At 65.6% G+C, this 24,354-nt stretch carries 16 protein-coding genes; 8 read left to right on the top strand and 8 right to left on the bottom strand.

Annotated features, from left to right (window positions below):
• The first annotated feature begins 21 nt into the window (after positions 1–21).
• Positions 22–2,094 carry an acyltransferase family protein gene (locus tag GOC52_RS13335; protein ID WP_043402920.1) on the top strand — a complete coding sequence of 691 codons (2,073 nt, stop codon included), beginning with the start codon at positions 22–24 and terminating at the stop codon, positions 2,092–2,094.
• A gap of 14 nt (positions 2,095–2,108) precedes the next feature.
• Here the strand turns inward: GOC52_RS13335 and GOC52_RS13330 are convergent, their stop codons facing one another.
• From GOC52_RS13330 to GOC52_RS13315, 4 genes are all read right to left on the bottom strand, one after another.
• On the bottom strand, positions 2,109–3,293 hold the full coding sequence (locus GOC52_RS13330) for an MFS transporter (protein ID WP_191849628.1): 1,185 nt from the start codon (positions 3,291–3,293) through the stop codon (positions 2,109–2,111).
• A gap of 85 nt (positions 3,294–3,378) precedes the next feature.
• Entirely contained in the window at positions 3,379–6,063 is a 2,685-nt protein-coding gene (gene metH, locus GOC52_RS13325; protein ID WP_019337353.1) for a methionine synthase, read from the bottom strand.
• Entirely contained in the window at positions 6,060–7,154 is a 1,095-nt protein-coding gene (locus GOC52_RS13320; RefSeq protein ID WP_049412933.1) for a homocysteine S-methyltransferase family protein, read from the bottom strand. Before GOC52_RS13320 ends, metH begins: the two co-directional genes overlap by 4 nt.
• 12 nt (positions 7,155–7,166) lie before the next feature.
• On the bottom strand, positions 7,167–8,096 hold the full coding sequence (locus GOC52_RS13315; protein ID WP_010480432.1) for an ArsR/SmtB family transcription factor: 930 nt from the start codon (positions 8,094–8,096) through the stop codon (positions 7,167–7,169).
• Positions 8,097–8,249: 153 nt separating this feature from the next.
• Here GOC52_RS13315 and GOC52_RS13310 point away from each other — a divergent pair, with 153 nt between their 5' ends.
• Positions 8,250–9,398 carry an acyl-CoA dehydrogenase family protein gene (locus tag GOC52_RS13310; protein WP_019337352.1) on the top strand — a complete coding sequence of 383 codons (1,149 nt, stop codon included), beginning with the start codon at positions 8,250–8,252 and terminating at the stop codon, positions 9,396–9,398.
• A gap of 157 nt (positions 9,399–9,555) precedes the next feature.
• Positions 9,556–9,819 (top strand): hypothetical protein, encoded by a 264-nt coding sequence (locus tag GOC52_RS13305; RefSeq protein WP_019337351.1) that lies wholly within the window; start codon positions 9,556–9,558, stop codon positions 9,817–9,819.
• Between the two features lie 183 nt (positions 9,820–10,002).
• Here GOC52_RS13305 and GOC52_RS13300 read toward each other — a convergent pair whose 3' ends face one another.
• Genes GOC52_RS13300 through GOC52_RS13290 form a run of 3 tightly spaced genes read right to left on the bottom strand, consistent with a single transcriptional unit; the run spans position 10,003 to position 15,116 of the window.
• Positions 10,003–13,176 carry a multidrug efflux RND transporter permease subunit gene (locus GOC52_RS13300; protein ID WP_010480435.1) on the bottom strand — a complete coding sequence of 1,058 codons (3,174 nt, stop codon included), beginning with the start codon at positions 13,174–13,176 and terminating at the stop codon, positions 10,003–10,005.
• 15 nt (positions 13,177–13,191) lie between these two features.
• Entirely contained in the window at positions 13,192–14,460 is a 1,269-nt protein-coding gene (locus GOC52_RS13295; RefSeq protein ID WP_010480436.1) for an efflux RND transporter periplasmic adaptor subunit, read from the bottom strand.
• The gene (locus GOC52_RS13290) at positions 14,460–15,116 is read right to left on the bottom strand and encodes a TetR/AcrR family transcriptional regulator (RefSeq protein ID WP_019337349.1); all 657 of its coding nucleotides are present in this window, start codon (positions 15,114–15,116) and stop codon (positions 14,460–14,462) included. Before GOC52_RS13290 ends, GOC52_RS13295 begins: the two co-directional genes overlap by 1 nt.
• Positions 15,117–15,366: 250 nt before the next feature.
• Here GOC52_RS13290 and GOC52_RS13285 point away from each other — a divergent pair, with 250 nt between their 5' ends.
• The 5 genes from GOC52_RS13285 (at position 15,367) to GOC52_RS13270 (ending at position 23,631) form a co-directional block, all read left to right on the top strand.
• Positions 15,367–20,343, top strand: coding sequence for an NAD-glutamate dehydrogenase (locus tag GOC52_RS13285; RefSeq protein ID WP_191849626.1), 4,977 nt, complete (start codon positions 15,367–15,369; stop codon positions 20,341–20,343).
• A gap of 255 nt (positions 20,344–20,598) precedes the next feature.
• Positions 20,599–20,892: a transposase gene (locus tag GOC52_RS20925; protein WP_019338990.1), complete on the top strand. Its 294-nt coding sequence runs from the start codon at positions 20,599–20,601 to the stop codon at positions 20,890–20,892.
• Positions 20,889–21,722, top strand: a complete 834-nt coding sequence (locus GOC52_RS13280; protein ID WP_043397638.1) for an IS3 family transposase — start codon at positions 20,889–20,891, stop codon at positions 21,720–21,722. Before GOC52_RS20925 ends, GOC52_RS13280 begins: the two co-directional genes overlap by 4 nt.
• A 143-nt stretch (positions 21,723–21,865) precedes the next feature.
• Positions 21,866–22,639 carry an NAD kinase gene (locus tag GOC52_RS13275; RefSeq protein WP_010480442.1) on the top strand — a complete coding sequence of 258 codons (774 nt, stop codon included), beginning with the start codon at positions 21,866–21,868 and terminating at the stop codon, positions 22,637–22,639.
• A gap of 47 nt (positions 22,640–22,686) precedes the next feature.
• The gene (locus tag GOC52_RS13270; RefSeq protein ID WP_010480444.1) at positions 22,687–23,631 is read left to right on the top strand and encodes a 5'-nucleotidase; all 945 of its coding nucleotides are present in this window, start codon (positions 22,687–22,689) and stop codon (positions 23,629–23,631) included.
• Between the two features lie 134 nt (positions 23,632–23,765).
• Here the strand turns inward: GOC52_RS13270 and GOC52_RS13265 are convergent, their stop codons facing one another.
• Entirely contained in the window at positions 23,766–24,317 is a 552-nt protein-coding gene (locus GOC52_RS13265; protein ID WP_043398446.1) for a DUF2939 domain-containing protein, read from the bottom strand.
• Between the last annotated feature and the right edge of the window lie 37 nt (positions 24,318–24,354).

Genomic DNA, 24,354 nt, shown 5'->3' with positions numbered 1-24,354 from the left:
CTCTGCGGTCGGGAGAAAGGGATGACCGCTGATCCAAGCCGTGGCTACGTGCCGCACATTGACGGCCTGCGCGCGATTGCCGTACTGGCCGTCATCGTGTTCCACCTTGACCCGGCCTGGTTGCCAGGCGGGTTCACCGGCGTAGACGTGTTCTTCGTCATTTCCGGGTTTGTGGTCAGCGCGTCGGTGCACCGGCTGCCGCCGTTGTCGCTGTGGCAGTCGATGCTGCGCTTCTATTCGCGCCGCATCCGTCGCATCGCACCTGCGCTGATCAGCTGCCTGCTGTTGACCGCCGTCGCCAGCGTACTGTTCATTCCCGAGTCCTGGCTCAGCGAGGCCAGTGACAAGACCGGGCTGATGGCATTCTTCGGCTTCAGCAACTGGGTACTGGCGCTGATCGGCAACGATTATTTCGCGCCCAAGGCCGAATTCAATCCCTACACCCATACCTGGTCGCTGGGCGTGGAGGAGCAGTTCTACCTGCTGTTCCCGCTGCTGTTCCTGGCCTGGGCGCGCGGCGCGCGCGGGCGTTGGATGAGCCTGGGATTGTTTGCCGTGGTCAGCGCGGCGTCGCTGCTGCATGCGGCGGTGCTGGGCCTGCGCGAGGCACCCCCATCGTGGGCGTTCTACGCCACCACTACGCGGCTGTGGCAACTGGGTGTTGGTGTACTGTTGTTCCAGTTGCTGCACGTGCGCGCATCACTCGATCAAGTGACGGGGGCGGCATTGAAGCGCGCTGCGCCCGTGTTCTCGCTGCTCGCGGTGGTGGCGTTGGCTTTGCTGTGTTGGGCATTGTGGAGCGCACGGGCCGGCCGTTCACCGTGGCCTGATGGCCTGCTGCCGACCTTTGCATCGGCAGGCCTGCTATGGGCGCTGCATCATCATCCGCAGGCCTGGGTGGCACGCCTGTTGGCCAGCAGGCCGATGCGCACCATTGGCCTGCTGTCGTACTCACTGTATCTGTGGCACTGGCCGGTGTTCGTGCTGATGCGCTGGACCGTGGGCCTGCAGACGCCCCTGCAGATGACCGCTGCGATGGCGCTGGTGCTGCTCCTGTCGTGGGTGTCGTGGCGCTGGGTAGAACAACCGTTCCGGGGGCCATGGGCGCAGCGTCTGCGCCCGGGTCGCTGGGTGCTGGCAGGTGCGGCTGTGCTGCTGGTCGCGGCCGGCTCCCAGACGGTGCTGTACCTGCAGGCACCGTGGATATCACTGAGCACGGTCAGCCGGCATCCGGCCGACTGGTATCCCAACGGCAAGAGCGTGGCAGGCGACTATCCCGATTGTGCACTGGTGACGGACAAGCAGCGCTTCGCGGGCGGCAGCATGCGCACCTATGCCCGTGGGGCCTGCAACCGGCCGCTGCCGGCCGGTACGTCGAAGCGGGTGTTCGTTGCCGGCGATTCGCATGCGATGGCCTACATCGAACTACTGCAGCGACTGGCGCTTGAGACCGGTTCGGAGGTCGTCCTCTATGGCCGTGGTGGATGCCCGCAGGTGAGCCTGCAGAAGTGGCGGGGTGCGGGCGCGGGCTGTGGCGATTTCGATGCGGCGGTGCTCGCCGACATCACGCGGCGTGCGCAGCCGGGTGATGCCGTGGTGCTGGTGTCGCTGCGCATACCGCGCTTGTCCGATCAGTTCGTGTTGTTCGATGCGCAGGCGCAGCTGGCGGGCGAGCTGACCCCGGAAGCCACGGCGGGGCGTGAGGCCGAGGTGGTGGAGGCGATCGCCCAATGGCGGCCGTTGGCAGAGCGTGGTGTACGCATCGTGCTGGAGGCGCCCAAACCGGTGCTGCCGGCGCCGCCGTATCGATGCTCGGATCGCTTCAATTCACGTAACGAGGTCTGCCGCAATGGTCTGGACAGCATGCGCGAGGCGATGGAAACGTTGCGGGCACCGATGCTGGGCAGCCTGCAGCAGGTGGTCGATGGCCTGCCAGGCGGTGTGCTGTGGGATCCGATGCCGGTGCTGTGCGATGACGTGCTGTGCCGGGCGCAGCGCGATGGCCGGCCGCTGTTCTTCGATGGCGACCACCTCAGCGCGCATGGCAACCGTGTGCTTCTGCCATCGCTGCAGCAGGTACTGCTGCAGCAGTAGGACTGGCGCCGTCGTCAGGCCTCGGAGCGGTTCCGGCGTGCACGGATCAACGGCATGCTCAGTGCGAAGAAGCACAGCAATGCGCCGACCAGGGCAAACCCGCTCCCCACCAGGAATGCGGTGCGGCCATCGTCGATCTTCCACAGCTGGCCGGCAATGAGCGCGCCCAGCACGCCGCCGACACCGGACGAGAAACCGTACAGCAGGCCCTGGCCATGGCCGTTGAGGCGGCCCGGGAAATAGGTCGCCAGCATCTGCATGGCTGCGGCGAAGAAAGCAGCAAAGCCGAGCGCATGCGCGGTCTGGGCCAGCAGCATCACCGGCAGGTTCTCCGGGAACAGCGCGGTGACCGCCCAGCGCAGGCAGGAACTGACCAGCGCGATCAGCAGCATCCAGCTGGCGTCGTAGCGACGGAAGAAACGGCCGATGGTGAAGAACACGCCGACCTCGAACACCACGCCGATGGTCCACAGCAGGCCGAGCGTGGATGTGCGGTAGCCGTGATGGTCCATGTAGACCGAGAAGAACGTGTAGTACGGTCCGAACGAAAGCTGCTCCATGAAGGCAGCGAGGAAGAACGCGAGTACCGGAGGGCGGCGCACGATCTGCCAGAAGCCGCTGGCGTCGCCTTCGGTCCGGCCGATGCCGCGCGCGTAGTGATTGCTGAAGGCGGAAGCGACCAGCAGGACGAACAGCGGCAGCATCATCCACGGCAGCAGCCCGGCGCGGCTGGAGGTGCCGTCACCTTCGATCAGCCAGCCGAACAGGGTCACGATGGCGATGAAGCCCAGTGAGCCCCAGACCCGGATCAGGCCGTAGCGATGGCTGTCGCTGCCGAGATGGGTGAGGGTGATCGACTCGAACTGTGGCATTACCGCGTTGTAGAAGAAGCAGAACACCACCATTGCCGGATACATCCACGGCTGCGGCAGAGGAAGCAGGAACGCGGCGAAGCTGATCAGGGTCAGCAGGCAGCCGATACGCAGCAGGCGGATCGGCCGTGGCGAGGCCGCCGCCAGCGAGGTCCAGGTGCTGGGCGCAACCACACGCGTTGCATACCACAGGCCCATCATCACGCTGATCGCGGTCACGCTCATGCCGCGCGCAGTGAGGAACAGGCTCCAGTAAGGGGTGAACGCACCGAGCGCTGCGTAGTAGAACAGGTAGAAGCTGGAGAGGCGGGCAACGGGGACAGTCATCGCGGAATGATGAAGCAAAAAGGGGACGGAGGGGATTAAGTCGTTTGGGGCACAAACGACTTAATCCCCTCCGCCCCTTTCTGTGTCATTCGGGATCGTAGTCGAGGTTGGAGGCCAGCCAGCGCTCGGCCTGGGCGCGGTCCACGCCCTTGCGGCGTGCGTAGTCGCCGACCTGTTCGCGGCTGAGCCGGCCGACCACGAAATACTGGCTCTGCGGGTGGCTGAAGTAGTAACCCGATACCGCTGCGGTGGGCAGCATCGCGAAGCTCTCGGTCAACGCCATGCCGGCGTTCGCTTCGGCTTGCAGCAGGTCGAACAGGCAGCGCTTTTCGCTGTGCTCCGGGCAGGCGGGATAGCCCGGCGCGGGGCGGATACCGCGATACTGTTCGTCGATCAGTGCCTCGTTGTCCAGCGTCTCGGCGTGGTCGTAGCCCCAGAATTCCGTGCGTACGCGCTGGTGCAGCCGCTCGGCCAACGCTTCGGCGAAGCGGTCGGCGAGGGCCTTGAGCAGGATCGCGTTGTAATCGTCATGGTCGGCCTCGAAGCGCGCCACGTGGGCGTCGATGCCGATGCCGGCGGTCACCGCGAAGGCGCCGATCCAGTCCTGCTGGCCACTGTCGGCCGGCGCGATGAAATCGGCCAGGCAGAAATCGGGGCGCTCGGCCGGCTTGTCCACCTGCTGGCGCAGGAAGTGCAGCGTGGTCTCGCCCTGCGGGTGCTGCACGCGCACGTCGTCGCCGACGCTGTTGGCCGGCCACAGGCCGAACACGGCCTTGGCGGTCAGCCACTTTTCGCCGACGATGCGCTCGAGCATCGCGCGGGCATCCTTGTACAGATCGCTGGCCTGAGTGCCGACGATCTCGTCGGTGAGGATGGCCGGGAACTTGCCGGCCAGCTCCCAGGCCTGGAAGAACGGCGTCCAGTCGATGTAGTCGACCAGTTCGGCCAGCGGGTAGTCGTCGAATACGTGCAGGCCGGGCTGGTTCGGTGCCGGCGGCGTGTAGCTGTCCCATCCTCCCTGGAATTTCTGCCCGCGTGCATGTTCCAGCGTGACCAGGCGCTTGGCATCGCCGCGATTGCGGTGGCGCGCGCGGATCTCGGCATAGTCGGCCTCGTTGGCGGCAACGAAGGCTTCACGCAGGTCACGCGAGATCAGCGACTGGGCCACGCCGACCGCGCGCGAGGCATCTTTCACCCACACCGTGGGCGCCTTGTAATGCGGGTCGATCTTCAGCGCGGTATGCGCACGCGAGGTAGTGGCGCCACCGATCAGCAGCGGCAGCTCGAAGCCCTGGCGCTGCATCTCGCGGGCGACGTGGCTCATCTCCTCCAGCGACGGAGTGATCAGCCCGGACAGACCGATCAGGTCGGCGTTGTGTTCACGGGCGGCATCGAGGATCTTCTGTGCCGGCACCATCACGCCAAGGTCGACTACTTCAAAGTTGTTGCAGGCCAGGACCACGCCGACGATGTTCTTGCCGATGTCATGCACATCGCCCTTCACCGTGGCCATGATGATCTTGCCGTTGCTCTTGGCGGTGTCGCCGCTGCGCGCCTTTTCCGCTTCGATGTACGGCAGCAGGTAGGCCACCGCCTTCTTCATCACGCGCGCGGACTTCACCACCTGCGGCAGGAACATCTTGCCGGCGCCGAACAGGTCGCCGACCACGTTCATGCCGTCCATCAGCGGGCCTTCGATCACATCCAGCGGGCGGCTGGAGGCCTGGCGGGCCAGTTCGGTGTCCTCTTCCACATAGGCGTCCAGGCCATGCACCAGCGCGTGCGCCAGGCGCTGCGCCACCGGCTTCTCGCGCCAGGCCAGGTCCTCGGTCTTTGCCGCGCCCTTCTTGCCCTTGTAGCGCTCGGCGATTTCCAGCAGGCGCTCAGTGGCGTCGCTGCGGCGGTTGAGGATCACGTCCTCCACGCGCTCGCGCAGTTCCGGCTCCAGCTCGTCGTAGATCGGCATGGCGCCGGCGTTGACAATGCCCATGTCCATGCCGGCGGCGATGGCGTGGTACAGGAACACCGAGTGGATGGCCTGGCGTACCGTTTCGTTGCCACGGAACGAGAACGACACGTTGGAGACACCGCCGGACACATGGCAGTGCGGCAGCGTCTGCTTGATGATGCGGGTGGCTTCGATGAAGTCCACTGCATAGTTGTCGTGCTCTTCGATGCCGGTGGCGACGGCGAAGATGTTCGGGTCGAAGATGATGTCCTGCGGCGGGAAACCGATCTCGTCGACGAGGATGCGGTAGGCGCGGGTGCATATCTCGACCTTGCGCGCGCAGGTATCGGCCTGCCCGCTTTCATCGAAGGCCATCACCACCGCGGCGGCGCCATAGCGCAGGACCTTGCGTGCGTGTTCGCGGAACAGTGCCTCGCCTTCCTTCAGCGAGATCGAGTTGACCACGCTCTTGCCCTGCAGGCATTTCAGGCCGGCCTCGATCACGCTCCACTTGGAGGAGTCGACCATCACCGGGATACGCGCGATGTCCGGCTCGGACATGATCAGGTTGAGGTAGCGGGTCATCGCCGCTTCCGAATCGATCAGGCCCTCGTCCATGTTGACGTCGAGGATCTGCGCGCCGCTGGCCACTTGCTGGCGGGCCACGTCCACCGCTTCTTCGTAGCGGCCTTCCTTGACCAGCTTGCGGAACTGCGCGCTGCCGGTGACGTTGGTGCGTTCGCCGACGTTGATGAACAGCAGATCCGGGGTAATGACCAGCGGTTCCAGGCCGGACAGGCGGGTGTAGGGCGAGGTGCTCATGCGGCCTGCTGCTCCTGGTAACCGGGCAGGGCGCGCGGCGGCAGCCCTGCCACGGCCTCGGCAATTGCACGGATATGGTCCGGGGTGGAACCGCAGCAGCCGCCGACCAGGTTCAGCAGGCCATCTTCGGCGAAGCCTCGCAGGGTACTGGCCATGTCCTCCGGCGTTTCGTCGTACTCGCCGAAGGCATTGGGCAGGCCGGCATTGGGGTGTGCGCTGACATAACAGCCGGCGACCTGTGCAAGGGTTTCCACGTGCGGGCGCATGGCATCGGCACCCAGCGCGCAGTTCAGTCCGATCGACAGCGGTCGTGCATGCGCCAGCGAGGCATGGAAGGCTTCCGCTGTCTGCCCGGACAGGGTGCGTCCGGACGCGTCGGTGATGGTGCCGGAGATCATCACCGGCAAGCGAGCGCCACGCGCATCAAAAGCCTCTTCCAGCGCATACAGCGCCGCCTTGGCGTTGAGCGTGTCGAAGATGGTCTCGACCATGAGGGTGTCGGCACCGCCGTCGATCAGGCCCTCGATCGCTTCGCGGTAGGTGTCGCGCAGCTCGTCGAAGCTGGTGTTGCGGAAGCCCGGATCATTGACGTCGGGACTGATCGAGGCGGTGCGGCTGGTGGGGCCGATCACCCCGATCACGAAGCGGGGCTTGCCCGGCGTGGTCGCAGCCACTGCATCACAGCAGGTTCGCGCAACTGCGGCACCGGCCTTGTTCAATTCGTACACCAGGTGTTCGAGGTGGTAGTCGGCCTGGCTGACCGACGTGGCGTTGAAGGTGTTGGTCTCGACCAGATCCGCGCCCGCTTCCAGGTAGGCGGTGTGGATGTCGGCGACGATCTGCGGCCGGGTCAGCAGCAGCAGATCGTTGTTGCCCTTCAGGTCATGGCCTTCCGGTGTTGCGTGATCGCAGCCGGGGCCATGCAGATGGTCGTAGCCATCGGCGAAGCGCTCGCCACGGTAATCGTCTTCCTGCAGGCCATGGCGCTGGATCATCGTACCCATCGCGCCGTCGATGATCAGGATCCGCTCGCGCAGGGCGTCGAGCAGGGCGTTGGCACGATCAGGATGCAACCAGGGCAGGGCAGGCATGGCGGTCTCGGCTCAGGGCTTGTTGGCGATCAGTGAAATCACTTCGAAGTGCGGCGGACGCTTTTCGCGGGTGACCGTCTCCAGGCTGGACACCTGCAGGCCGGCCTTGTCGACGAACCTGCGCAGTTCCTTGTCACTGAAACCGAGGTTGACGTGGCCGTAAGCCTCCACTGCTGCCTTGTGCTCGTGGCGGGCGAGGCTGCACAGCAGCAGGCGGCCACCGGGGCGCAGCACGCGTGCGGCTTCGGTCACCGCCTGCGCCGGTTTGCTGGCGTAGGTCAGCGCATGCATCAGCACCACCAGGTCGAAGCTGCCGTCCTTGAACGGCAGGGCATGCATGTCGCCCTCGCGCACTTCCACATTGGGCAGGCGGCGCAGGCGCTCGCTGGCGGCGGCGACCACGCGTGCGCTGGTGTCGATACAGATGTAGCGCTTGGCATGCGGGGCGACGAGTTCGGCCAGCACGCCATCACCGGAGGCAATGTCCAGCACGTCGCCGGTTTCCAGCAGTGGCAGCGCGGTGCGCGCAAGGGCCTCCCAGGTCCGGCCTGGAGAATAGTGGCGCTCCATGTCGCCGGCCACGCTGTCGGCCCAGTTCTGGTCGGACGCGCGGTGGGCCAGCACGGCGGCGACGCGTTCGGCGTCCTGGCGAAGCAGCGGGTCGTCGCTTCCATTGCTCAAGGCATGCCACAATGCACGCTGCGCCGGGTCCAGCTGGGCCTCGTCGAAGCGGTAATAGGCCGACACGCCGGCACGGCGGTCGCGAACCAGGCCGGCTTCCTTCAGGCGCGCCAGATGGGTGGACACCCGCGGCTGTGCCAGCCGGGTGATCGCCGACAGTTCGGCCACGGTCAGTTCCTCCTGCTCCAGCAGCGCCAGCAGGCGCACGCGGGTCGCATCGGCGAACACCTTCAGGCGGGTCGACCAGTCTTCAAGATCCATAAATATCTACCTATCGCGATATAGAGATATATTCGCTGAGAAGGCCTGCTGCGGTCAAGTCGCTGGCGTACGGAAGCAGCCGGGCCCCGGTACAATCGGGGCACCTGGGCACGCCGTGCGCGGCCCATAACATCATGTACCCGGGAGGGTGTTGTGGATTTCAGCTTTACTGAAGAGCAGTTGATGTTGCAGGACGTGGCGCGGCGGATCGCGCAGGAAAAGATCGCCCCGAGCGCGGAGCACCATGACCGCACCGGCGAGTTCCCGCTGGACAACATCCGCCTGCTGGGCGAGAACGGCCTGATGGGCATCGAAGTGCCGACCGAATACGGTGGCGCGGGCATGGACCCGGTCGCGTACGTGCTGGCAATGGTGGAGGTCGCTGCCGCCGACGCTGCCCACTCGACCATCATGTCGGTCAACAACTCGCTGTTCTGCAACGGCATCCTCACCCACGGTACCGAGGAACAGAAGCAGAAGTACGTGCGTGCCATCGCCGAGGGCGAGGCCATCGGCGCGTTTGCGCTGACCGAGCCGCAGTCCGGTTCGGACGCCACGGCCATGCGCTGCCGCGCCGTGAAGCAGGCCGACGGCACCTTCGTGATCAACGGCAAGAAGAGCTGGATCACCTCCGGCCCGGTGGCCAAGTACATCGTGCTGTTCGCGATGAGCGAGCCGGACAAGGGCGCGCGCGGCATCACTGCCTTCCTCATCGATACCGACAAGGCGGGCTTCGGTCGCGGCAAGACCGAACCGAAGCTGGGCATCCGTGCCTCGGCCACCTGCGAGATCGAGTTCAACGATTACGTGGCGCAGGCTGAGGATGTGCTGGGCCAGGAAGGCGAGGGCTTCAAGATCGCCATGAGTGTCCTCGATGCCGGCCGCATCGGTATCGCCTCGCAGGCCATCGGCATCGCCCGCGCCGCCTATGAAGCGACCCTGGAATACGTGAAGGAGCGCAAGGCGTTCGGCGCGGCCATCGGCACCTTCCAGATGACCCAGGCCAAGATTGCCGACATGAAGTGCAAGCTGGACGCAGCACTGCTGCTGACCCTGCGCGCGGCGTGGGTGAAGGGCCAGGGCAAGCGCTTCAGCACGGAAGCGGCGGTGGCCAAGCTGACCGCTTCGGAAGCCGCGATGTGGATCACCCACCAGGCGGTGCAGATCCATGGCGGCATGGGTTATTCGAAGGAAATGCCGCTGGAGCGCTACTTCCGTGATGCCAAGATCACCGAGATCTACGAAGGCACCTCGGAAATCCAGCGCCTGGTGATCGCCCGCAACGAGACCGGACTGCGCTGAGTGGAAAGGGCCGCGCCGCTGCAACGGCGGCGCGGCCGGTAGATCCACGCCATGCGTGGATCTACACGGTCTTCTTGGCCGGGCGATACCCGATCTGTTCCAATACAGGTCGTTTATTACGCGGTCTGCAAAGATGATCTATCGAGGTTGGGGATTCATGACGCTGGTGACGCCGATCGCAGCCATCCTGCTGCTGGCGTACTTCTTCCCGCATGAAGGCTCCAAGGGCAACACTCCACTGCCCCAGGTGCTGCTGGGTGCAGGCATCGGCGCAGCGGTGAACGTACTGCTGGGCCTGTGGCTCAATCGTGTGCCCCGGCAGAAGGGCGAGGCCGCACCCCATCACTTCTTCTTCCTGCCGATGCAATGGCCTGCGCTGGCTCTCGTGGTGGTGTGCGTGGTGATTGCGCTGCTGCGCTGAGACGTGGCCCGAACGGCGCCAACCAAGGTTGGCGGCTACCGGGCATGCCGCAGCTCTGGTGATTGCCAGCCGTCGGGCATGTCGTTGCCCTGGTAGATGCCCACCTTGGTTGGGATGCATTCAAAAGCAGAAAAAAGGCCCCGGATCGCTCCGGGGCCTTTCTCGTTTCAGCTCACCACCGGATCAACGATCCGGGCGGTGTGCAGCATCCGCATCACGCTGGCGTTCCATGAACTCCTTGGACGGTTCATCCAGCTTGTCGCCCAGCATGCGGCGCACGACCACGAAGAACACCGGGATCATCAACAGGCCGAGCAGGGTGGCGAACAGCATGCCGCCGATCACGCCGGTACCGATGGCGTGGCGGGAGTTGGCGCCGGCGCCGGTGGAGATCGCCATCGGGATCACGCCCATGATGAACGCGAACGAGGTCATCAGGATCGGTCGGAAACGCAGGCGTGCCGCCTCGATGGTGGCATCACGCAGGGTCTTGCCAGCTGCGCGCTGCTCCACCGCGAACTCGACGATCAGGATCGCGTTCTTCGCCGCCAGGCCGATCACGGTGATCAGGCCGATCTTGAAGAACAGGTCGTTCGGCAGGCCACGCAGCATGGACAGGCCGAGGGCGCCGAGCACGCCCAGCGGCACTACCAGCAGCACCGCCACCGGGATCGACCAGCTTTCATACAACGCGGCCAGGCACAGGAACACCACTACGATCGACAGCACCAGCAGCAGCGTCGCCGCGTTGCCGGCCAGGATTTCCTGGTAGGACATGCCGGACCAGTCGTAGCCGAAGCCGGCCGGCAGATCGTCGTTGACGATGCCTTCCATGGTCTGCATTGCCTCACCCGAGCTGGTGCCCGGTGCCTGCGAGCCGACGATGTTGATCGCCGAGTAGCCGTTGTAGCGGCTCAGCGACGGCGGTGCCGACACCCATTCGGACTTGACCACCGTGTTGAGCGGGATCATCGCGTTGGTGCCATCGGCATTGGTGGTCAGGCTGGACGGGCTGTAGAAACTCTTCAACGACTCCTGGCCGGTGCGGTACGGGCCATCAGCCTGCATGGTCACGCGCTTGATGCGGCCTTCGTAGAAGAAGTCGTTGACGTACACCGGGGCCAGCATCAGCTGGATGGTGCTGTACACGTCCGACACCGACATGCCCATCGACTGCGCCTGCACGCGATCCACGTGCAGCTGCAGCTGCGGCGCGTTTTCCAGGCCGTTCGGGCGCACACCGACCAGGTGGTCCGGTTTCTGCGCGGCCTGGCCGAGCAGGATGTTGCGGGCCTGGGTCAGCTGCTCGTAACCGGCACCGCTACGGTCCTGCAGCCACATGTCGAAGCCACCGAACTGGCCAAGGCCCTGCACGGTGGGCAGGTTGACCACGAAGATCTGCGCTTCCTTGATGCCATAGAACGCGCCGTTCATGTTCTGGATGAACTCCGGCGCGGTGAACTTGCGTTCCTCCCACGGCTTCAGGCGGATGAAGCCCATGCCCACGTTCTCGCCGGAACCGACGAAGCTGAAACCGGCCACCTGCAGCATGCCTTCATAGCCATCCTGCTTTTCCAGGATGCCACGCATCTGCGCGAACACTTCGTTGGTCTGGCCCTTGGTCGAGCCCGGCGGCAGCTGCACGATCGCCAGCGCATAGCCCTGGTCTTCTTCCGGCAGGAAGCTGCCCGGCATGCGGGTGAACAGGAAACCGCACAGAGCGGTCAGCACCACGAACAGGATCATCCAGCGCGGCGCATGCCGCACCGCCGAGGTGATGTGGCCCACGTAGGTGTGGCTGATCTTGTCGTAGTACTTGTTGAAGGTGCGGTAGATGATGTTCGGGTTGTCGTTGTGCGTCGGCTTGAGGAAAGTCGCGCACAGCGCCGGGGTGAAGCCCAGGGCCAGGAACGCCGAGAACGCCATCGAGATGGCGATGGTCAGGGCGAACTGCTTGTAGATCTCACCGGCGGCGCCGCCCTGCAGGGCGGACGGGATGAACACCGCAGCCAGCACGACGGTGATCGCCACCACCGCGCCGGTGATCTGGGTCATCGCCTTCTGCGTGGCCGGCTTCGGCGCCAGGCCTTCCTCGGTCATGATGCGTTCGACGTTCTCGATCACCACGATCGCGTCATCGACCACGATGCCGATCGCCAGCACCATCGCGAACAGGGTCAGCTGGTTGATCGTGAAGCCGATCATCCACATGCCCAGGAAGGTACCGAGCAGGGCCACCGGGATGACCAGGGTCGGGATCAGGGTGGCGCGGAAGTTCTGCAGGAAGATCAGCATCACCAGGAACACCAGGAACACCGCCTCGAACAGCGTCTTGACCACTTCCTGGATCGAGATCTTGACGAAGGTGGTGCTGTCGTACGGCGAGAACCAGGTGACGCCGGCCGGGAAGCTGGGCTGCAGTTCGTCCATCTTGGCGCGCACCGCATCGGCCACGTTCAGGGCATTGGCGCCCGGCAGCAGCTGGATGGCGAAGGCGCCGGTCGGCTTGCCGTTGTACTGGGTGTCGAAGCCGTAGTTGTTGGCACCGAAGGCAACGCGGGCGATGTCCTTCAGCAGCACGCGCGAACCGTCAGCATTGGCGCGCAGGATGATGTTCTCGAACTCCTGCGGCGAACTGAAGCGGCCTTCGGCCGAGACCGTGGCGGTGAAGTGCTGGCCTTCCGGCGACGGGTCCGAACCCAGCGCACCGGCGGCGAACTGCACGTTCTGCGCGCGCACTGCCGCCAGCACCTGGCTGGCCGACAGGCCATAACCCTGCATCTTTTCCGGGTTCAGCCAGATGTTCATGGCGTACTCGGAACCGAACTGCTGCGTGCTGCCGACGCCGGGGATACGCGAGACCTGGTCGAGCACGCGCGAACCGACGATGTCGTTCAGGGCGTCACGGTTGATGGCGGCGGTATCGGACTGCAGCGCCACCACCATCAGGAAGCCGGCGTTGGCCTTGGCCACCACCACGCCCTGCTGGGTCACTTCCGAGGGCAGGCGTGGCGTGGCCAGCGAGACCTTGTTCTGCACCTGCACCTGGGCGATGTCCGGATCGGTACCGGTCTCGAAGGTCAGGGTGATCTGTGCACGGCCGTTGGAGGCGGACGAGGAGCTGAAGTACAGCAGGTGATCGATACCGGTCAGCTGCTGCTCGATCACCTGGGTGACCGACTTCTCCGTGGTGTCGGCACTGGCACCCGGGTAGGTGGCCGAGACGGTGACCTGCGGCGGGGCGATGTTGGGATAGGACTCCACGCCCAGGTTGAGGATCGCGATCACGCCGCTGAGCGAGATCAGGATCGCAACCACCCAGGCGAAGACTGGATGTTCGATGAAAAATTTAGGCATGACGGAAGGTTCCCGTTACTGCTTGTTCGAATCGGTGGCTGCCGGCTTGGCCGCATCGGCCTGCTCGGGCTTGGCCGCGTCGGCCGGTGCCTTGCCTGCGGCCGGTGCCGCGCCCGCCGGAGCGGCGCCGCCTGCGGCAGGCTTGCCGTTGGCGTCCTGCCCCGGGGTCCACGGCTTGGCGACTGCCGGTGCGCCTTCCTTGACCTTCTGCACGCCGGCCACGATCACCTTGTCACCGGCGGCCAGGCCGTCGCTGACCAGCCAGTTGCCGTTCTGCGCACCGTCGGTCTTCACGTTCTTGCGGATGACCTTGCCGTCGGCACCGACCACCATCACGTAGCCGCCGGTGGTGTCACGCAGCAGTGCCTGCTGCGGCACCAGGTAGGCGTTGTTGCGCTCGCCCAGGTTGGCCTGGAAGCTGACGAAGGCACCCGGCAGCAGGATCTGCTGCGGGTTCGGCAGCAGCGCACGCAGCGACACCGCGCCGGTGGCCGGGTCGACCGTGGTCGAAGAGAAGTCCAGCGTGCCCGGCTCGCTGTAAGTGGTGCCGTCGGCCAGCTTGACGTTGACCGTGGCCTTGCCGTCACCCGACAGCGCCAGCGCGCCCTTGGCCTGCTGCGCACGCAGCTGGGTCAGCTCATCCACGCTCAGCGAGAAGTTCACGTACAGCGGGTCGAGCTGGTCGACGGTGGTCAGCAGGGTCACATCGCCCTGGCCGACCAGTGCGCCCTCGGTGACCTGCTGCTTGTTGGCCACGCCACTGATCGGTGCGGTCACTTCGGTATAGCCCAGGCTGATGCGCGAGGAGGTCACCGCCGCTTCGGCCTGCTTGACCGCGGCCAGCGCGGTGCGTTCGGCCGATTCGGCGTTGTCCAGGTCGGACTTGGAGACGAACTGCTGCGGCGCCAGCGAACGGGCGCGGTCGGCGGCCACCTTGGCATTGGCGTAGGTGGCGCGGGCCGAAGCCAGCTGGGCCTCGGAGGCGTTGAGCGAGGCACGCAGCGGCGCCGGGTCGATCAGGAACAGGGGTTGCCCCTGCTTGACCTGGGAGCCTTCCTGGTAGACGCGCTTGAGCAGTACGCCCGGCACGCGCGCGCGCACGTCGGCGCTGCGGAACGGCGACAGGCGGCCGACCAGCTCACGCTGCAGCGGCAGGGTCTGCGGCTTGGCGTCGATCACGCCCACCTCCGGCGGCGGGGGCGTCTGCTGTTCCGGCTTCTTGCAGGCAGCCAGCGCGACAGCAACGGCGCACGTCAAGGCAAGGGTGCGGAGTGGGGCGGTCATCAGGAGGAACTCCGGGGTTGGTTTGAAGACGGGGCCGGCGACGGCCGAGGCGCGAAGGCGCGCAGGAAGCTGTCGACGGAGAACTCTGCCCAGCGCCGACGCAGCTGCGCGTCATCACGATGGGGGGTATGGAAGCGCTGTTTGTCGAAATCCTGACCGGCGATCATGCTCAGCAGCAGTTCGGCCATGAAGTGCGGGTCGTCATGCCGGAGCTGGCCTCGCATGCAAACGGTTTCAATCCATTCAGCAAGATGAAGCGTCAGCGCGCCGGCACCATGCCGGTACAGCGTACGCGCCTCTTCGGGAAACTGGGATGCATCGGCGGCGATCAGCCGACAGGCCTGGCCCACGTGCGGTTGGTTGAAGTGCTCCAGAAAGTCGGTGGCGAACTGGAGCAGGCTGGCACGCAGGTCGTCAGTGCGGAGTGCACGAACCATGGCGCCGGTGGCGTGGCCGACGTGGCGCTGCATCACCCGGCGCAGCAGTTCCTGCTTGCTGCCGTAACGCGAGTACAGGGTCTGCTTGGAGCAGCCGGCGTGCTGGGCCACCGCATCCATGCTCATCTGCATGCCCTGCTGGGCCAGCAGCTCGCGCACGGCATCGAACACGCGCTCATCGCGTGCGTCGAGGGCAACGGGGAGGTAGGCCGGATTCACGCGGTGGACTATACCGTCCAGTTCAGGATTGTGGAATCGAATCGGTGTCGCCGCGTGTGTCTTCCGGTAACACGCTTTGCCGATCCTGTCGGCAGTGCTGAAGCGGGCGCCAGCACCATACCGGTGCGAACTGAATAGGCGTCTAAACCGCAGCAAACCCGAATCTGGTTATTCCGTCCTGCAGCAAGGCCTTTTCGTGCGGTAGGGCTACAATTTCATTTTCCCAACTGAGCAAGCGCATCGCTCTGCCATGAAACCGCAAAAAACCGCAGCCAAGACCGTGAAAAACAAGACCAAACCAGCAGAAGCGGAGGTCGCAGTGACCGCTGGTTTCTCCCTGGAGCCGGTGTACACGGCCTTGCGCAAGCGCTACCCCGCGGCCGCACAGGCCGAAGCAGTGGCATTTGCCACTGACTTCTACAAGCGCATGGAGTCGGACGAGTTCCCGCACCACAGCGCTGAAGAGTGGGCCGCTCTCGCGGCTGAGACGCTGGAATTCGCCCGTGCCCGCAAGGCCGGCAAGGCCAACGTCCGCGTGTTCAATCCGACCGCGAAGGCCAACGGTTGGGAGTCGCCGCACACCGTGCTGCAGATCGTCAACGACGACATGCCGTTCCTGGTCGACACCGTCACCATGTCGCTGGCCGAACAGGGCGTGGGTGTCCACGTGCTGGGCCACCCGGTGCTGCGTTTCACCCGCGACAAGGCCGGCAAGCTGGTCAAGGTCGGCGAAGGCGATGCCGAGTCGGTGATGCTGCTGGAGATCGACCGCCAGCCGGCCGACGCCATGGCCGCCATCGAACAGGCCATCAACAAGGCGCTGGACGAAGTGCGTGCGATCGTGCGCGACTGGCAGCCGATGAAGGACAAGGCGCTGGCACTGGCCGACGACCTGGGCAGCCGCCAGCTGCCGGTCGACGACGCGTCGCGCAAGGAAGCACAGGAGTTCCTGCGCTGGGCCGCCGACAACCACTTCACCTTCTTCGGCTACCGCGAGTACCGCGTCGAGAAGCAGGGCAAGGAAGACGTGCTGGCGCCGCTGAACGACACCGGCCTGGGCCTGATGCGCGGCAAGGACAAGTCCGCCGCCCGTCCGGTCAAGACCCTGGCCGCGCAGGGCCTGAACACCACGTCCGGTTTGAAGGACGCGCTGATCCTGACCAAGACCAATGCCCGTTCGCGCGTGCACCGCGCCGGTTACATGGACTACATCGGCGTGCTGGAGTTCGACGCCAAGGGCAAGATCATCGGCGAGCAGCGCTTCCTCGGCCTGTTCACCTCCAGCGCCTATAACCGTCGCCCGTGGGAAATCCCGCTGGTGCGCCAGCGCCACGAGCACGTGATGAAGCAGTCGGGCCTGGCCCCGGCCAGCCACAGCGGCAAGGCCCTGCGCCACATCCTGGAAACCCTGCCGCGCGAAGAACTGTTCCAGTCCAGCGAGGACGAACTGTTCCGCACCGCGATGGGCGTGCTGGGCCTGCAGGAGCGCGTGCGCAGCCGCCTGTTCCTGCGCCGCGACAAGTACAGCCGTTTCATCTCCGCGCTGGTCTACCTGCCGCGTGAGCGCTTCAACACCGACGTGCGCCTGCGCATCGAAGCAATGCTGAAGGAAGCGCTGCACGGCGAGTACGTGGACAGCTCGGTGGTGCTGGGCGAATCGCCGCTGGCCCAGGTGCACCTGATCGTGCGCCCGAAGCCGGGTGAAATGCTCGACGTCGATACCGCCGAACTGGAGCAGAAGCTGGCCCAGGTGCTGCGCAACTGGCAGGACGACCTGCGCGAAGCGCTGGTGTCCCGCCATGGCGAGACCGAAGGCCTGCGCATCGCCGCCCGCATCGGCAAGGCGTTGCCGGCCGGCTACATCGAAGACAACAGCACCGCGGTTGCCGCCAACGATGTCAGCCAGCTCGACGCCCTGACCGGCCCGGACGACCTGCGCCTGAGCCTGCAGGCCGTGCCGCGCGAAAGCGGCGATGGCCTGCGCCTGAAGCTGTATCGCCAGCTGGACGACATTCCGCTGTCGGATGCGCTGCCGATGATGGAAAACATGGGCCTGCGCGTGATCGCCGAGCGTCCGTACCGCCTGTCGGTCGACAACGCGCCGGTGTACGTGCAGGACTTCGAGGTCGAATCGACCGCCGGCGCGATCGATGCCGCCAGCGTCGATGAAGCCTTCGGCGAGACCTTCGCCCGCGTCTGGCACGGCGATGCCGAGAACGATGGCTTCAACCGCCTGGTGCTGGCTGCCGGCCTGCATTGGCGCCAGGTCGCCATGCTGCGTGGCTACTGCAAGTACCTGCTGCAGACCGGCGTGCCGTTCTCGCAGGCCTACGTGGAAGGCACCTTCGCGCGCTACCCGCTGCTGGCCCGCCTGCTGGTCGAGCTGTTCGAAGCGCGCTTCGATCCGGCCACCGGCCACGAGAGCAAGGACGACATCGCTGCCGGCCAGGCCCAGCTGAAGGCCCACTTCGATGTGCTGGCTGCTGGCGACGACGCCACCCTGAAGGTGCTCAAGACCGTGGTCGACGCCCGCAAGGGTGACCGCGACGCGCAGATGCAGGCTGCGCGCGATGCGCTGCTGAAGCTGATGGACCGCGTGTCCAGCCTGGACGAGGACCGCATCCTGCGCTCGTTCATGGGTGTGATCGACGCGACCCTGCGTACCAGCTACTACCAGACCGATGCCAACGGCCAGCACGGCCATGTCATCAGCTTCAAGTTCGATTCGGCGCTGGTGCCGGACCTGCCGAAGCCGCGCCCGTACCGCGAAATCTTCGTCTACGGCCCGCGCGTGGAAGGTACCCACCTGCGCTTCGGCGCCGTGGCCCGTGGTGGCCTGCGCTGGTCGGATCGTCGCGAAGACTTCCGTACCGAAGTGCTGGGCCTGGTCAAGGCGCAGATGGTCAAGAACACCGTCATCGTGCCGGTCGGCGCGAAGGGTGGCTTCTTCGCCAAGATGCCGCCGGTGAATGGCGATCGCGATGCGATCTTCGCCAACGGCGTGGCCTGCTACAAGCTGTTCATCCAGGGCCTGCTGGACATCACCGACAACATCGTCAACAACAAGATCGTGCCGCCGGTGGATGTCGTGCGCCACGACATGGACGATCCGTACCTGGTGGTGGCGGCCGACAAGGGCACCGCGACCTTCTCCGACATCGCCAACGGCCTGGCCATTGCGCACGGCTTCTGGATGGGCGATGCATTCGCCTCCGGTGGTTCGGTCGGTTACGACCACAAGGGCATGGGCATCACCGCACGCGGTGCGTGGGAGTCGGTCAAGCGCCACTTCCGTGCGCTGGGTCGTGACAGCCAGAGCCAGGACTTCACCGCGGTCGGCGTCGGCGACATGTCCGGCGACGTGTTCGGCAACGGCATGCTGCTGTCGCGCCACATCCGCCTGGTCGCTGCATTCGACCACCGCCACATCTTCCTGGACCCGAACCCGGATGCGGCCACCACGTTCGTCGAACGTGAGCGCCTGTTCACCGTGCCGCGTTCGAGCTGGGCGGACTACGATGTCAAGCTGATCAGCAAGGGCGGCGGCATCTATCCGCGCAGCCTGAAGTCGATCGAGATCACCCCGCAGGTGCGGGAAGCGCTGGGCCTGGACGACAACGTCAAGGCGCTGTCGCCGAACGATCTGATGAGCGCGATCCTGAAGGCGCCGGTCGACCTGCTGTGGAACGGCGGCATCGGTACCTACGTGAAGGCTGCCAGCGAGCAGCACAGCGATGTCGGCGACCGCGCCAACAACGCGCTGCGCGTGAATGGTGGCGAGCTGCGCTGCAAGGTAGTGGGCGAGGGCGGCAACCTGGGCATGACCCAGCTGGGCCGCATCGAAGCCGCGCAGGCCGGCGTGCTGCTCAACACCGACTTCATCGACAACTCGGCCGGTGTCGACACCTCCGACCATGAAGTCAACATCAAGATCCTGCTCAATGATGTGGTGCGGGCCAAGAAGCTGACCGTCGAGCAGCGCAACAAGCTGCTGGCCTCGATGACCGATGAAGTCGCAGAGCTGGTGCTCAACGACAACTACCGCCAGAACCAGGCGCTGAGCCTGATGGAGCGGATGGCGGTCAAGCGCCTGGGTTCCAAGCAGCACTTCATCCGTACCCTGGAACAGCAGGGGCTGCTCGACCGCCAGATCGAGTTCCTGCCGTCCGACGCCGAGCTGTCCCAGCGCAAGGCACGTGGCCAGGGCCTGACCCGTCCGGAACTGTCGGTGCTGCTGTCCTACTCCAAGCTGGTGGCGTTCGCCCAGCTGCTGGATTCGGACATCCCGGAAGATCCGTACCTGTCCAAGGAACTGCAGCGCTACTTCCCGACCCCGCTGCAGAAGAAGTACGCCGACGCGATGGAGCGTCACCGCCTGAAGCGCGAAATCATCGCCACGGCCGTGACCAACCAGACCATCAACCGCATGGGCGCTACCTTCCTGATGCGCATGCAGGAAGACACCGGCCGTTCCATCGCCGAGGTCGCCAAGGCCTACACCATCAGCCGCGAAACGCTGGATGCACGCGCGCTGTGGGCGCAGATCGATGCCCTCGACGGCAAAGTGCCGGAGTCGGTGCAGATCGATGCGCTGGAAGTGATCTGGAAGCTGCAGCGCTCGTTCGTGCGCTGGCTGCTGTCGCGCCCGGGTGCGATGCCGGGCATCACCGAAGCGGTCAACCGCTACCAGGGTCCGTTCAACGACATCCGCGTTGCTTCGGGTGTGCTGCCGGATTCGCAGCGTCCGACCTACGAAGCCCTGGTGGCCGAGTGGAAGGAAAAGGGCCTGCCGTCCGCGCTGGCGCAGCAGCTGGCCGAACTGCACTTCCTGGAGCCGGCGTTCGACATCATCGAACTGGCCCGCACCCGCAAGCTGAAGCCGGTGGACGTGTCCAAGGTCCACTTCCGCCTGGGCGATGCCCTGCAGCTGCCGTGGCTGTTCGAGCAGGTCGACGCGCTGGAGGTCAACGGTCGTTGGCACGCCGTGGCACGTGGCGTGCTGCGTGACGAACTGGCGGCCAACCACCGCAACCTGGCCGGCCAGGTGCTGGGCACCAAGGGCAGCAGCGCGGAGGCCAAGGTCGCAGCCTGGATGGGCCGTGACGACAACAGCCTGCGCTTCACCCTGGCGATGCTGGCCGAACTGGCCGAGCAGAAGACCCTGGACTACCCGACCGTTTCGGTCGCAGTCCAGCGCCTGGGCCAGCTGGCCGCGCATGGTGCGTAAGTGATGTAACGCCGGGCGCTGCCCGGCATGCGTGAAACACAGCGGCCCCGCGAAAGCGGGGCCGTTCTGTTTTTGCCTGTCTATTCTGCGATCACTGACCCGACGCCGGCCGTCGACCTGTCAGGTGGATGACCGGCCCGTCCGCCGGGACCGTGAGCGCCATGGATGGCGCGACCGAGCCCCCAGGGATGGGTTGTGGTGGTCTAATCAACTTGGACACTCGATAGGATCAATTTCAAGCATCGAGGTAGACCCATGGCAAAGCAGATCACTCAGGGCATGAGGGACGAGGCGGTTCGCCTTGTGGTTGTGGAGGGGCAGACAGTCAGGGACGTCTGCCAGCTGATGGATGTCGGCCCGACGGCGCTGAGGCGCTGGATCGAGCAATGGCGTCGAAAACATGACCCGCAGGCCGAGGCACCGCCCGTAGATGCCCAGGTCAGAATCGCCGAGCTGGAGGCCCAGAATCGCAGGCTCAAGGAGGAGCGCGACCTACTAAAAAAATCCATCGCCTTCTTCATTCGGGACAGCGATCACCGGAACAGGTGATCCAGGAATTGGGGAAGGTCGCTCCGATCCGGTTGGTGTGTCAGTTGATGGACTATCCCCGTAGCAGCTACTACGCCTGGCTGCACCGGGAGCCCCGGATTGACCGGGAACTGCTGGCCCAGGTTGATCTGGTTCGTCGCATTCATCAGTCCCACCGGGGGAGCTGTGGCTCTCGCAAGATGGCCAGGGAGCTGACCAATCGCGGCCTGCCAGTGGGTCGCTACCGCGCCCGGACGCTGATGCGCCGGGCCGGCGTCAGGGCGCGGCAGCACCGGCGGCACAAGTACCACAGTCTGGGGCCGCAGGCACTGACCGCGCCCAACGTGTTGGAACGCCAATTCAACCCGGAGGCACCCGACCAAGTCTGGGCAGGGGATATCACCTACATCCCGACCCAGCAAGGCTGGCTCTATCTGGCCATCGTGGTGGATCTGTTTGCCCGACGGATCGTGGGCTGGGCCCACTCTCACGAAGGGGATGCCTGGCTGGCCGTCAGAGCCCTGCGTGGGGCTCTGAAACAGCGTCGTCCCAACGGGCGACTACTTTTCCACTCGGATCAAGGTCGGCAGTACACCAGCCATGCCATGGCCGAAATTCTGCGTGACAACGGCATCACCCAAAGCATGAGCAGGAAGGGCAACTGCTGGGACAACGCGGTGGTGGAACGGGTTTTCGCCACCCTCAAAGGGGAGTGGCTTTACTCCAAATACCCCACTCGACAGGAGGCTGCAGCAGACATCGAGCAATTCGTGGACTGGTACAACCACCGTCGGCCGCACAGTGCCAACGGCCTTGTGCCACCTGCGCTTTGTGAAGAGCAGGTGGCCTGAACTCCCTTTGGGAGTGTCCAAAAATACTTGACCACCACAGGTTTACGGCGTGTCCCGGCGGACGGGCCGGTCATCCGCCCAGCGGAGTCCAACCTCCGGCGCTCGGTTATGCTCTCCCTCATGCCTTCCCCCCGGATCCACCGATGAGCGACACCCCCCGCATCGCTTTCCTGGCCAGCACCACCGAACCTGCGCAGATGGCTCGCGCGGCGATGATTTCGCGTTATGGCGATCACACGCCGGAGCAGGCCGACGTACTGTGCCCGCTGGGTGGCGACGGCTTCATGCTGCAGACCCTGCACCGGCACGGGCACCTGGGCAAGCCGGTGTTCGGCATGAAGCTGGGCACGGTCGGTTTCCTGATGAACCAGTACCGTGGCGACGATGACGTGCAGGCCCGCATTGCGCGCGCCGAACCGGCCAACCTGCGCCCGCTGGAAATGGTCGCGCTGACCGAATCGGGCACCAGTACCGGTTCGCTGGCCTACAACGATGTCTCGCTGCTGCGGCAGACCCGGCAAGCCGCGCATATCGGCATCGACCTGAACGGCCAGGAGCGCGTGGCTGAACTGATCGGCGACGGCGTGCTGGTGGCCACCCCGGCCGGCAGCACCGCCTATAACTATTCCGCGCATGGCCCGGTGCTGCCGCTGGGCTCGCACACCATCGCGCTGACGCCGTTGGCGCCCTATCGCCCACGGCGCTGGCGCGGCGCGATCCTGAAGGCGGATACCGAAGTGCGCTTCCGCGTGCTTGATCCGTACAAGCGTCCGGTCAGCGTGACCGCCGATTCGCACGAGACCCGCGACGTGGTCGAGGTGACCATCCGCGAGTCGAAGGACCGCCGCGTGACCCTGCTGTTCGACCCGGAGCACAATCTGGAAGACCGGATCCTGAGCGAACAGTTCGTTTTTTGAGGACAATAGGCGGCCGGCCATGCCGACCGCTTGAAGGACCCCCACCGATGGGCGACAACTCCCCCCGTTTGCTGACCGTCGCGGTGACCTCGCGCGCGCTGTTCGACCTCGAGGAAAGCCACGCGTTGTTCGAGAGCGATGGCGTGGCGGCCTATGCCGAGTTCCAGCGTCAGCACGAAGACGACATCCTCGGCCCGGGTGTGGCGTTCCCGGTGGTGCGCAAGCTGCTGGCACTGAACCAGGGCGCCAGTCCAGAGAACCCGCGGGTCGAGGTGATCCTGCTGTCGCGGAACTCGGCCGATACCGGCCTGCGCATTTTCAACTCGATCCAGCACTACGGCCTTGGCATCATCCGCGCGACGTTCACCGCCGGCGAGCCGACCTGGCCCTACGTGAAGCCGTTCGGCACCGACCTGTTCCTGTCGGCCAACCCGGAATCAGTGCGCAGCGCGCTGCGCCATGGCATCGCTGCGGCCACCATCCTGCCCAAGCCGCCCGGCGAAACCGCCGCGGCGGCAGCCGATCAGATCGACATCACCCGCCCGGCCGGGCAGCTGCGCATCGCCTTCGACGGTGATGCGGTGATCTTCGGTGATGAGAGCGAGCGCATTTCGCGCGAGCAGGGCGTGGAAGCGTTTGGCCGCCACGAGCGCGAACGTGCCCGGGAACCGCTCAGTGGCGGCCCGTTCCGCGGCTTCCTGTCGGCCCTGCATACGCTGCAGGAAGTCTTCCCGGCCGGCGAAAGCGCACCGATCCGCACCGCATTGGTGACCGCACGCTCGGCACCGGCGCACGAGCGGGTGATCCGCACCCTGCGCGAGTGGGGCGTGCGCCTGGACGAGGCGCTGTTCCTCGGCGGCCGCCACAAGGGCCCGTTCCTGCAGGCGTTCGGCGCCGACATCTTCTTCGATGATTCGCAGCACAACATCGACAGCGCCCGCGAGCATGTGGCCGCCGGCCACGTACCGCACGGCGTCGCCAACGAAGGCTGAAGCCATGCCGGGTAGGTGCCGACCTCGGTTGGCACTGCCATGCATCGGCGCCCACCAAGGTGGGCATCTACCAGAGCCGCATGCCCCGGTAGTTGCCAACCTTGGTGGGCATCGCCCTCCGGCCCCGGGTGCGATCAAGGGCTGCCCGACATCCCCAGCTGCAGGTCGACCACCTTCCAGCGCAGCCCCTGCGGCTCCAGCACCACCTTCAGGGGGGACTGGCCGGGGCCGCGATCGACGTCGATCACGAAGCGGTCCAGCGCTTCGAAATGATGCTCGGCATGCTTCAGCGGTCGCGCCGGCTCGGTCGGGCCGAAGGCATCGCCGCCCTGCAGTTCATTGCGGCCGCGCTTCCACAGCACGTGGCCCTGCAGCATCGCGCCGATACCGGTCGGGGTCACCATGGTGTCCACCGCGGCACCGCCTAGCTGGTCGCCCAACCCATACAGCAGGGCACCGAAGGGACTGGCTGCCACATCCGGGCCGGCCTGGCGCACCAGGTAGTCGTTGAGCTGCGCCCGCAGGCTGCTGCGCACGCGCGGGAAATCCACGTAGCGCTCCAGGCGCGCGGTATCGCGCTGTTCAATGGCCTGGGACAGCCCGCGCACGGTCATGTAGGGGCCACCGAACCACCAGGCGGCCAAGGCCAGGACCAGCAGCACAACGAGTACAGTGAGTTTCTTCATGCCGCACAGACTGCCGCAACCGCAGCGGCATGGGGTG

The sequence above is a fragment of the Stenotrophomonas sp. SXG-1 genome (assembly GCF_014083965.1).
Lineage (GTDB): Bacteria > Pseudomonadota > Gammaproteobacteria > Xanthomonadales > Xanthomonadaceae > Stenotrophomonas > Stenotrophomonas geniculata.
This window is presented reverse-complemented; position numbering and strand designations above follow the sequence as displayed.

Excerpts from the sequence above, each read along its gene's own strand:
- GOC52_RS13335 (WP_043402920.1), top strand. The coding sequence starts at position 22 with ATGACCGCTGATCCAAGCCGTGGCTACGTGCCGCACATTGACGGCCTG.
- GOC52_RS13330 (WP_191849628.1), bottom strand. The coding sequence starts at position 3,293 with ATGACTGTCCCCGTTGCCCGCCTCTCCAGCTTCTACCTGTTCTACTAC.
- metH (WP_019337353.1), bottom strand. The coding sequence starts at position 6,063 with ATGAGCACCTCGCCCTACACCCGCCTGTCCGGCCTGGAACCGCTGGTC.
- GOC52_RS13320 (WP_049412933.1), bottom strand. The coding sequence starts at position 7,154 with ATGCCTGCCCTGCCCTGGTTGCATCCTGATCGTGCCAACGCCCTGCTC.
- GOC52_RS13315 (WP_010480432.1), bottom strand. The coding sequence starts at position 8,096 with ATGGATCTTGAAGACTGGTCGACCCGCCTGAAGGTGTTCGCCGATGCG.
- GOC52_RS13305 (WP_019337351.1), top strand. The coding sequence starts at position 9,556 with ATGACGCTGGTGACGCCGATCGCAGCCATCCTGCTGCTGGCGTACTTC.
- GOC52_RS13300 (WP_010480435.1), bottom strand. The coding sequence starts at position 13,176 with ATGCCTAAATTTTTCATCGAACATCCAGTCTTCGCCTGGGTGGTTGCG.
- GOC52_RS13295 (WP_010480436.1), bottom strand. The coding sequence starts at position 14,460 with ATGACCGCCCCACTCCGCACCCTTGCCTTGACGTGCGCCGTTGCTGTC.
- GOC52_RS13285 (WP_191849626.1), top strand. The coding sequence starts at position 15,367 with ATGAAACCGCAAAAAACCGCAGCCAAGACCGTGAAAAACAAGACCAAA.
- GOC52_RS20925 (WP_019338990.1), top strand. The coding sequence starts at position 20,599 with ATGGCAAAGCAGATCACTCAGGGCATGAGGGACGAGGCGGTTCGCCTT.
- GOC52_RS13275 (WP_010480442.1), top strand. The coding sequence starts at position 21,866 with ATGAGCGACACCCCCCGCATCGCTTTCCTGGCCAGCACCACCGAACCT.
- GOC52_RS13270 (WP_010480444.1), top strand. The coding sequence starts at position 22,687 with ATGGGCGACAACTCCCCCCGTTTGCTGACCGTCGCGGTGACCTCGCGC.
- GOC52_RS13265 (WP_043398446.1), bottom strand. The coding sequence starts at position 24,317 with ATGAAGAAACTCACTGTACTCGTTGTGCTGCTGGTCCTGGCCTTGGCC.